General features: G+C 63.2%; 8 protein-coding genes. 5 read left to right on the plus strand and 3 right to left on the minus strand.

The window, feature by feature from the left end; genetic code table 11:
• Positions 1–262: 262 nt before the first annotated feature.
• Genes TX78_RS06120 through TX78_RS06130 form a run of 3 tightly spaced genes read right to left on the minus strand, consistent with a single transcriptional unit; the run spans position 263 to position 3,013 of the window.
• Positions 263–1,267, minus strand: coding sequence for a COX15/CtaA family protein (locus TX78_RS06120; RefSeq protein WP_044494663.1), 1,005 nt, complete (start codon positions 1,265–1,267; stop codon positions 263–265).
• Between the two features lie 10 nt (positions 1,268–1,277).
• Positions 1,278–2,042, minus strand: coding sequence for an ABC transporter permease (locus TX78_RS06125; protein WP_324603311.1), 765 nt, complete (start codon positions 2,040–2,042; stop codon positions 1,278–1,280).
• On the minus strand, positions 2,039–3,013 hold the full coding sequence (locus tag TX78_RS06130; protein WP_407635379.1) for an ABC transporter ATP-binding protein: 975 nt from the start codon (positions 3,011–3,013) through the stop codon (positions 2,039–2,041). The genes TX78_RS06125 and TX78_RS06130 overlap by 4 nt, the downstream gene beginning before the upstream one ends.
• Before the next feature lie 174 nt (positions 3,014–3,187).
• Here TX78_RS06130 and TX78_RS06135 point away from each other — a divergent pair, with 174 nt between their 5' ends.
• The 5 genes from TX78_RS06135 to TX78_RS06155 form a co-directional block, all read left to right on the plus strand.
• Positions 3,188–4,075, plus strand: coding sequence for a helix-turn-helix transcriptional regulator (locus TX78_RS06135; RefSeq protein ID WP_044494666.1), 888 nt, complete (start codon positions 3,188–3,190; stop codon positions 4,073–4,075).
• Positions 4,072–5,529, plus strand: a complete 1,458-nt coding sequence (sufB, locus tag TX78_RS06140) for a Fe-S cluster assembly protein SufB (RefSeq protein ID WP_044494667.1) — start codon at positions 4,072–4,074, stop codon at positions 5,527–5,529. Before TX78_RS06135 ends, sufB begins: the two co-directional genes overlap by 4 nt.
• Before the next feature lie 118 nt (positions 5,530–5,647).
• Positions 5,648–6,937: a Fe-S cluster assembly protein SufD gene (sufD, locus tag TX78_RS06145; RefSeq protein ID WP_044494668.1), complete on the plus strand. Its 1,290-nt coding sequence runs from the start codon at positions 5,648–5,650 to the stop codon at positions 6,935–6,937.
• A gap of 75 nt (positions 6,938–7,012) precedes the next feature.
• Complete coding sequence (sufC, locus tag TX78_RS06150; protein WP_044494670.1) at positions 7,013–7,780, plus strand: Fe-S cluster assembly ATPase SufC; 768 nt, start codon at positions 7,013–7,015, stop codon at positions 7,778–7,780.
• 96 nt (positions 7,781–7,876) lie between these two features.
• Positions 7,877–8,841 (plus strand): aminotransferase class V-fold PLP-dependent enzyme (locus TX78_RS06155; RefSeq protein WP_044494672.1); only part of this gene is annotated, 965 nt, incomplete at its 3' end.

Below are 8,841 nucleotides of genomic sequence, written 5' to 3' on the forward strand. Positions count from 1 at the left end.
GGTGATGGTGGCTGCTTCAGCACGCCTGGCGGTGACTTGCTGTTCCCAGGCGGCAGACAGTTCGGGTTCCCCGCCGAGGTGCCGAATGTTCTCCGGCATCGCGGGGAACTCGCACTGTGGGTGAGTCCGCTGACCTTCCATGGTTTAACTCTATGGAGAGGGTCTGACACGAAACTCTGTCACGAGGCGTTGCCATCACCACGGCGGGAGAACCGCTCAGTTGACGCGAACATATAAGTCCGCCTCGGCGGGCTATGGATTCTCAGCGAGCAGTCGGCGCCGCATCCAGAGTTTCGGGCTCGGCCGGATCACCCAGCCCGCGGGTCCGGTACTTCGCGCGGTAGCGGTCGAACACCATGGTCGCAGCGACCATGAGCAGGGCAGAACCCAGCATATGGAACCAGACCAGCAGGATGGGAAGCCCGGTGAAGTGCTGCCAGTACCCGATCGCTCCCTGGCCAAGGATCACTGCGACCAGCAGCCAGGCCGCGCGACGCTGGGCCGGAGAGGTCTGGAGCCTCAGCTGTCGGATGATGAGGACGACAGCGGCCGCGCACAGTATGTAGACCGGTACAACGTGCATCCGAGTCACCAGGTCTGGGTCGAAGCCGTGCCGGGGTGAACCTGGATCGCCAGCATGCGGACCAGTCCCTGTGACAACGGTGCCCAGCACCACCGCAACCCAGCTGGCAGCCAGGATGATAGGGGCAAGACCCGAGGTCACGCCGTCGCGCGCTCCGTCTACCAGTGGAGCGTCCAACTGACCCGGTGCCCGGAGTTCGAGACTGACGCGGTTCAGCAGCATCGTGGCGACCATGACCAAGCCCGCCGAGACCAGGAAGTGGAGCGAGACCACCCAAGGATTCAGATTGGTCCACACGGTGATGCCACCGATCACGGCCTGCAGCGGGATCCCGGCGAGGATAACGATGCTCATCACCACCAATGGGCGGTGGGTGTTCCACAGCCGGACTACCGAGAAGAACATTGCGGCGCAGATGGCCACCAGCACATAGGTCAGCAGCCGGTTGCCGAACTCGATAGCGCCATGCATGCCCATTTCCTGAGTTGCCACCCAGGAATCAGCGGTGCAGCGCGGCCACTCAGGGCAACCCAGCCCAGAGGCGGTCAGCCGGACAGCACCGCCGGTGAGAATGATCCCGATATTGCTGATCAGCGTGGCCCATGCCAGGGCACGGGTGGCCCGGGTCAGGCGAGTGGGCAGCTTATCGCGCAGCGTGGTGGTGAAACGTGGGGCGGTGGTCATAGCGGTGAACCTATCTCCAGCTGAACCAGCGCCGGGCGGCCAGCACAGCCGCCACGGCCCAGATGATGAGTACAAGTACAGGGACGACGGCGAATGATCCGTCGAGGGATGCAGCACGTAAGGCTTCGCCCAGCGAGGCCGATGGCAGCAGCAGGAGCAGGACCCCTGCACCGTCGTGATTGAGCGGCAGCACGCTTCCACCGGCTGCTCCCATCAGCACCCACAGCACATTGGTGGCTGCCAGGGTCGCCTCGGCGCGTACGGTCCCGGCGATCAGCAGGCCCAGGGCGGTGAAAGCGCAGCACCCGAGGACAACGATCACACCGAGCAAGGCCAACCCCGCGGGCTGGGGCGACCATCCAAGGGCAAGCCCGGCGATACCAAGGACAAGCGTCTGCACGACGGCGACGCATAGGACCGCGACGGCTTTGCCCAGGATCAATCCGGTGGGCCCCAAAGGAGTAGTCGAAAGATAGGCGAGCACTCCGTACTGTCTTTCGAAACCTGTGGCGATGCCTTGACCGGTGAAGGCCGAGGCCATGACAGCCAGCGCGAGCACCCCGGGGACGATGACGTTGATATCAGGTACGACATCTGTCACGGTGTGCATCCGTTGCAGCCCCACCAGGACCAGCAGCGGCAGGATGAGCGAGACCAGCAGCTGCTCACCGTTGCGCAGCACATTTCGTGTTTCATAGAAGCCATGGGCCAGGATTCTGCGGGCCATCGGCGCGGGGCGGGACGTAGACAGAGTGGTAGTTGGATCTAACGTCACGGTACTGACACCTCCCAGAAGACGTCCTCAAGGGTCCGCGCTTCGTAGCTTATTTCGGAGGGCATCAGCCCGATCTGCTGCCACCAGCTGGTCAGCTGTCCTAACGCTTCGGGGCTGGTGATCCCGCTGACTGCCCACCGCGCACCGGCCTTATTGAAGGTCCCGCCGTCGAGTTCAAGCGACAGTGGGGCATCTGCGAGTTCTTCGCGACTGAGGATACGCGGGCTGATGAAGAGCAGTCGGCGCGAAGGCTGATCCTGATCCGGGTCGGAATCTTCGGCGCCGGTGGTGAGCTCCGCGACGCTGCCGTGACGGACCACCCGGCCGTCTTTGAGGATGAATACCGAGTCGGCTAGTCGCTGAGCCTCCTCCAGTAAGTGGGTGGTCAGGATGATGCCCAGGCCCAGATCGCGCAGGTGCTCGATGAGCTCGTAGACCAGCTGACGTGACTGCGGGTCGAGCCCGGCGGAGGGCTCGTCCAAGAAGACCACTTCAGGGCGTCCTATAAGAGCGGCAGCCAATGCCACACGTTGTTTCTGCCCACCGGATAGTCGACGGATATTGGTGCGCATGAAAGGTGTCATATCCAGGCGCCGGACCAGTTCAGTCAGCGGCCAAGGATCCTGGTGAAGGCGGGCCACATGACTGAGCAGCGCCTGTGGGGTGACCGACTGCGGCAGGCCGCCGTCCTGCAGCATGACCCCCACACGGGCACGCAACTGCGCGCCGGCCCGGAATGGGTCTTCGCCCAGTAGCCGGACGGTTCCAGCCGACGGACGAATGAGCCCCTGTGCACAGGCCAGGGTAGTGGTTTTGCCCGCACCATTGGGGCCGATGATGGCGGTGACCTCGCCCCGACGCGCAGTGATATCGACGCCTGAGAGGATTTCGGTGACTCCTCGGGCGCTGCGGGCAGAGCCGACGGCATAGCGCACTTGAGTCAGAGTCAGGCAGGCGGGGGAGGCGGGCACCATCTCAGTCTACAGTTTTCTACACGAGGTAGAAGAAGTGGTGCCGGTAAGCAGCCCGCTGCGTACTGACATGAATCTCCCTCGAGGTGAGCATCTGAGTGACCTCCACCACTGCCGCTGAGGGTTAGGTGTGCCTTGCTGGTGGAGTTGTTCTGAATAGGTCAGAATAGAGTCATGAATTTCGCCGCTGAGACCCCTGCCGCTGCGCAGGAAGCCAGCCCGCGCGAATCTGATGGATCCACTCGAGACCGTGTCCTTCAGCTTGTGGTGGAAGAGGGGCCCATCAGCGCTGCGGCACTGGGTCGTAAACTCAACCTCACCGCCGCCGCTGTGCGCCGTCACCTGGATGCGATGACTGAACAGGGCATCGTGGAAATTAAGAACGTCACCACACGGCGTCGAGGTGCTGGGCGTCCGTCGCGTCGCTACGTGCTGTCATCTCGTGGGCAGCAGGTCCTCGGCGATGATTACCTGGCCTTAGTCCGCTCAGCGCTGGCTGTCCTAGAACAGCACACTGAAGGCAGCACCGAACTGAACAATGCCGGCGTCGGCGCCGGAGATGAACACTCCACCGACTCCGAGGCCGCCCGAGTGCTGGCCCAGGAGTACTTCGCACGTTTCGAAACCACCTACGGCCCCGAACTGTCCGCCATCGAGGATCTTGATGAGCGCACGGAACGGCTGGCGGTGGCGTTTAACGAAGCAGGGTTTGCCGGTTTCACCCGGCTGGTCGGCCGTGATAATCCACTGCTAGCCATGCAGTCCACGCAGTTGTGCCAAGGTCACTGTCCCATTCGGGAAATAGCCGCAGCACATCCAGTGTTCTGTGAAGAAGAGACCGCGATGATCTCCCGCCTGCTGGACGTGGACGTCCGCAGACTGTCCACACAGGCGGCCGGTGCCCATGTCTGCACTACCCACGTCCCGGTCGGGCGAGAAAAGCTTGCCGCCGAACGCCGGGCCCGTGCCTCAGGCGCGGCAGAGACCACCGGTACAAGCCGCGCACTCGGCGGCCGGAAGAGGATCGTCATTTCCCCCCGTCAACAAGAGAGGTTGTCATGACCGAGCAGATCAACAAGACAGAGGACCCGGGGGTCATCCAGGAGATCCTGGACAACAACCCCGAGCTCAACGCCATCGGCGCCTACGAGTACGGGTGGGCTGACCCCGACTCTGCCGGAGCTAACGCCAAGCGCGGCGTTGACGAAGCTGTGGTGGCCGACATCTCCGGCAAGAAGAGCGAGCCCGAGTGGATGCTCAAGCTGCGCAAGAAAGGTCTGAAGTACTTCGAGCGGAAGCCGATGCCGACCTGGGGCCCGGACCTCTCCGACATCGACTTCGACAACATCAAGTACTTCGTGCGCTCCACCGAGAAGCAGGCCCAGAGCTGGGAGGACCTGCCGGAGGACATCCGCAACACTTACGAGCGGCTGGGCATCCCGGAAGCCGAGCGAGAGCGTCTGGTAGCCGGCGTGGCCGCCCAGTACGAGTCCGAGGTGGTCTACCACCAGATTCGTGAGGACCTCGAGGCGCAGGGTGTCATCTTCATGGATACCGATACCGCGCTAAAGGAGCACCCGGAGTTCTTCGAAGAGTACTTCGGCTCCGTCATCCCAGTGGGCGACAACAAGTTCGCGGCACTGAACACTGCGGTGTGGTCCGGCGGTTCGTTCGTCTACGTCCCCAAGGGCGTCCACGTGGAGATCCCGCTGCAGGCGTACTTCCGCATCAACACCGAGAACATGGGCCAGTTCGAGCGGACCCTGATCATCGCCGATGAAGACTCCTACGTTCACTACATCGAAGGCTGCACCGCCCCCATCTACAACACCGACTCCCTGCACTCCGCTGTGGTGGAGATCGTGGTGAAGAAGAACGCCCGAGTGCGGTACACCACCATCCAGAACTGGTCCACCAACGTGTACAACCTGGTGACCAAGCGCGCTGTGGTTGACGCCGGCGGCACCATGGAGTGGATCGACGGCAACATCGGTTCCAAGGTCACCATGAAGTACCCCGCCGTCTACCTCACCGGTGAGCACGCCAAGGGCGAGACTCTCTCGGTGGCCTTTGCTGGTGAAGGCCAGCATCAGGACACCGGTTCCAAGATGGTGCACATGGCACCGAACACCTCCAGCTCCATCGTCTCCAAGTCGGTGGCTCGCGGTGGTGGTCGCGCTTCCTACCGCGGCCTGGTGCAGGTCAATGCAGAGGCGAAGAACTCCGCCAACTCAGTGGTCTGTGACGCACTGCTGGTGGACACCATCTCCAAGACCGACACCTACCCCTACATCGACATCCGCGAGGACGATGTGACCCTGGGCCATGAGGCAACGGTCTCCAAGGTGTCCGAAGAGCAGCTGTTCTACCTGATGTCCCGCGGCCTGGCCGAGGACGAGGCGATGGCGATGATCGTGCGCGGCTTCATCGAGCCGATCGCGCGTGAGCTGCCCATGGAGTACGCCCTGGAGCTCAACCGCCTGATCGAGCTGCAGATGGAAGGCTCCGTCGGCTAGGACCAACCACATACCACGCCGCTTGTCTCCCTATCCAGGGAGGCAGGCGGTGCCATGTGAGGCACAGGACTTCAGTAACTTCACCGACATCTCATACAGATAAAGGGACGAGAAACACATGACGAACACCCCCGCTGAGCAGGCGGAGAAGGTCGCAGGCGTGGAGGTCGGCGAACGCCGCATCACCATCCCCGGCATGACCGAGGAAGGCGAGAACCTCGCCGCCGCCACCAACGCAGCTGCTGATCATTCCCACGGAGGTCTCGGCGAGACCAAGCAGGTGACCTCCGGCGCCGGATCGCGCACCAACCGGCACACCGGCTTCGAGGTCTCCGGATTCCCCGAGCCGACCGGACGTGAAGAGGAATGGCGCTTCACCCCGCTGAAGAAGTTGGCCGGCGTGCTGACCGACGCTCCTTCTGATGGCGAGCCGGTCGATTACCAGATCAGCGCGGGAGAGGGCGTCGTCGTTTCCTCCCTGGCCCACGGCACCGCACCGCGCAACCAGGCCCTGCAGCCGGCGGACCGCGCCGCCGTCGTCGCCTCCAAGAACGTTGACGAGGCGCTGTACATCCACGTGCCGGCAGACACCGAGGTGGCCGAGCCCATCCGCGTGGACATCACCGGTTTGGAGGCCGGCAAGCGCGCCAACAGCCACATCGTGCTGGAAGCCGGAACGCACGCTAAGGCCGTCTTCGTGCTGGAGCACCGCGGCAGCGCAGCCTTCAACGGCAACGTCGAGGTGATCTTGGGCGACGGCGCCGACGTGAAAGTCATCTCCCTGCAGCGCTGGAACGACGACGCCGTCCATGTCGGCCAGCACGATGCTGAAGTCGGCCGTGACGCCAGCTACAAGCATGTGGCTATTTCACTCGGCGGTGAAGTGGTGCGGCTGAACACCAACTTCCGCTATGCGGCGGAAGGCGCCGAGGCTGAGATGTACGGTCTGTACTTCGCCGACTCCGGCCAGCACATCGAGCACCGGACCTTCGTGGATCACAATTCCCCGCGCAACACCTCCAATGTGCTCTACAAGGGTGCTCTGCAGGGTGAATCCGCCCGCACGGTGTGGGTGGGAGATGTCCTCATCCGCAAGGCAGCTGAAGGTACCGACTCTTATGAGAAGAACCAGAACCTGCTGCTGACCGACGGCGCCCGCGCGGACTCCGTGCCCAACCTGGAGATCGAGACCGGTCTGATCGAAGGCGCCGGCCACGCGTCCTCCACCGGTCGCTTCGATGAGAATCACCTGTTCTACCTCATGGCGCGCGGCATCCCCGAGAAGGAAGCCCGCCAGCTGGTTGTCCGCGGCTTCCTCAACGAGATCATCCAGAAGATCGACGTGGAATCCATCGAGGATTCCCTCCAGGAAGCTCTGGAGCAGGAACTGCAGATCCACGGCCACTAGGGCCCGCTCGCCGCGCATCAGGCGCGACCCACATCACGACCTATTGAAGAACTTTTAGCAAAGGACACGCGAAGAATGTCTACTCTCGAGATCAAGGACCTGCACGTCTCCATCGAGACCGACCAGGGCACCAAGGAGATCCTCAAGGGCGTCTCCCTGACCATCAACTCCGGTGAGAAGCACGCCATCATGGGCCCCAACGGCTCCGGCAAGTCCACTCTGGCTTCCACCATTGCCGGCCACCCCCGCTACGAGGTCACCTCCGGCACCATCACCCTCGACGGCGAAGACGTCCTGGAGATGGAGGTCGACGAGCGCGCCCGCGCCGGCCTGTTCCTGGCCATGCAGTACCCCGTTGAGGTCCCCGGTGTGACCATGACCAACTTTCTGCGCACCGCCAAGACCGCTATCGACGGCGAAGCACCCAAGCTGCGTACCTGGGCCAAGGAGGTCAAGGGTGCGATGGATCAGCTGAAGATTGATGCTGACTTCGCTAACCGCAACGTCAATGAAGGCTTCTCCGGCGGCGAGAAGAAGCGCGTGGAGATCCTCCAGCTGGAGCTGTTCAAGCCCAAGTTCGCTGTGCTGGACGAGACCGACTCCGGCCTGGACATCGACGCTCTGCGCGTGGTCTCCGAGGGTGTGAACCGGGCCCACGAGGCCAACGATATGGGCACCCTGCTGATCACCCACTACACCCGCATCCTCAACTACATCAAGCCCGACTACGTGCACGTCTTCGTCGACGGCAGGGTCGCCGAGCAGGGCGGCCCGGAGCTCGCCGATGAGCTGGAAGCCAACGGCTACGACCGCTTCCTCAGCGCTGCTGCGCAGGCGAGCTGACGTCGCTCAGCTCGGTCGCAGGGCCACCTGCCCTGCTTCCCTCACCTCCCTTGCATCTCATCCTGCGCAGCAGCGCTGTGCGGGTGAAAGGAATCAGTGTTCAACCCTGACACCATCCGGGATGACTTCCCGCTCCTGAACCGTACGGTCAGGGGCGGGAAGCGCCTGGTGTACCTGGACACCGGGGCGACCTCGCAGAAGCCGCAGACGGTGCTGAACGCAGAACGCGAGTTCTACGAGCGCTCTAACGCTGCGGTTCACCGGGGCGCACACGAGGTGGCCGAGGAAGCTACTGAGGCCTACGAGGCGGCCCGGGAGGCCGTGGCGCGCTTCGTCGGTGCGGACTTCGGCGAATTGGTCTGGACCAAGAATGCCACCGAGGCCCTGAACCTGGTGGCCTACGGCTTCCTCAACGCTTCAATGGGCCGCGGGGGAGCAGAAGCATCGATCTTCCAGCTCACTTCAGGTGATGAGATCGTGGTCACCGAGGCCGAGCACCACGCCAACCTGGTGCCGTGGCAGGAACTTGCTGCTAAGACCGGAGCTAAGCTCCGCTGGATATCGGTGACCCCTGACGGGCGCCTGGATCCCGAGACTTTCGCCGTCATCAACGAACGCACCCGCATTGTGGCTTTCACCCATGCATCCAATGTCACCGGCGCGATCAGCCCGGTTTCTGAGATCGTGGCACGGGCACAGCGGCACGGAGCGTATACCGTTCTTGACGCCTGCCAGTCGGCGGCTCACTCGCCGGTGAACTTCGCCCAGCTGGGTGTGGACTTCGCTGCTTTTTCCGGCCACAAGATGCTCGGCCCCACCGGGGTGGGCGCACTCTACGGACGGCGTGAGCTGCTGGAAGCCCTGCCGCCCTTCCTCACCGGCGGATCCATGGTGGAGATCGTCACCATGGAGGAGACCACCTTCATGCCGCCGCCACAGCGTTTCGAAGCTGGCACGCAGATGGTTGCGCAGACGGTTGGCATGCACGCAGCGGTGGAGTACCTCTCCGCCCTCGGCATGGACAAGCTTGCAGCCCACGAGGATGACCTGGCCAAGCGCTT

Origin of the sequence: Nesterenkonia massiliensis (genome assembly GCF_000455245.1) — a bacterium.
GTDB classification, from domain to species: Bacteria; Actinomycetota; Actinomycetes; order Actinomycetales; family Micrococcaceae; genus Nesterenkonia; species Nesterenkonia rhizosphaerae.

Bases quoted from the DNA above. Each gene is read 5' to 3' on its own strand.
- TX78_RS06120 (WP_044494663.1), bottom strand. From the start codon at position 1,267: ATGACCACCGCCCCACGTTTCACCACCACGCTGCGCGATAAGCTGCCC.
- TX78_RS06135 (WP_044494666.1), top strand. From the start codon at position 3,188: ATGAATTTCGCCGCTGAGACCCCTGCCGCTGCGCAGGAAGCCAGCCCG.
- sufB (WP_044494667.1), top strand. From the start codon at position 4,072: ATGACCGAGCAGATCAACAAGACAGAGGACCCGGGGGTCATCCAGGAG.
- sufD (WP_044494668.1), top strand. From the start codon at position 5,648: ATGACGAACACCCCCGCTGAGCAGGCGGAGAAGGTCGCAGGCGTGGAG.
- sufC (WP_044494670.1), top strand. From the start codon at position 7,013: ATGTCTACTCTCGAGATCAAGGACCTGCACGTCTCCATCGAGACCGAC.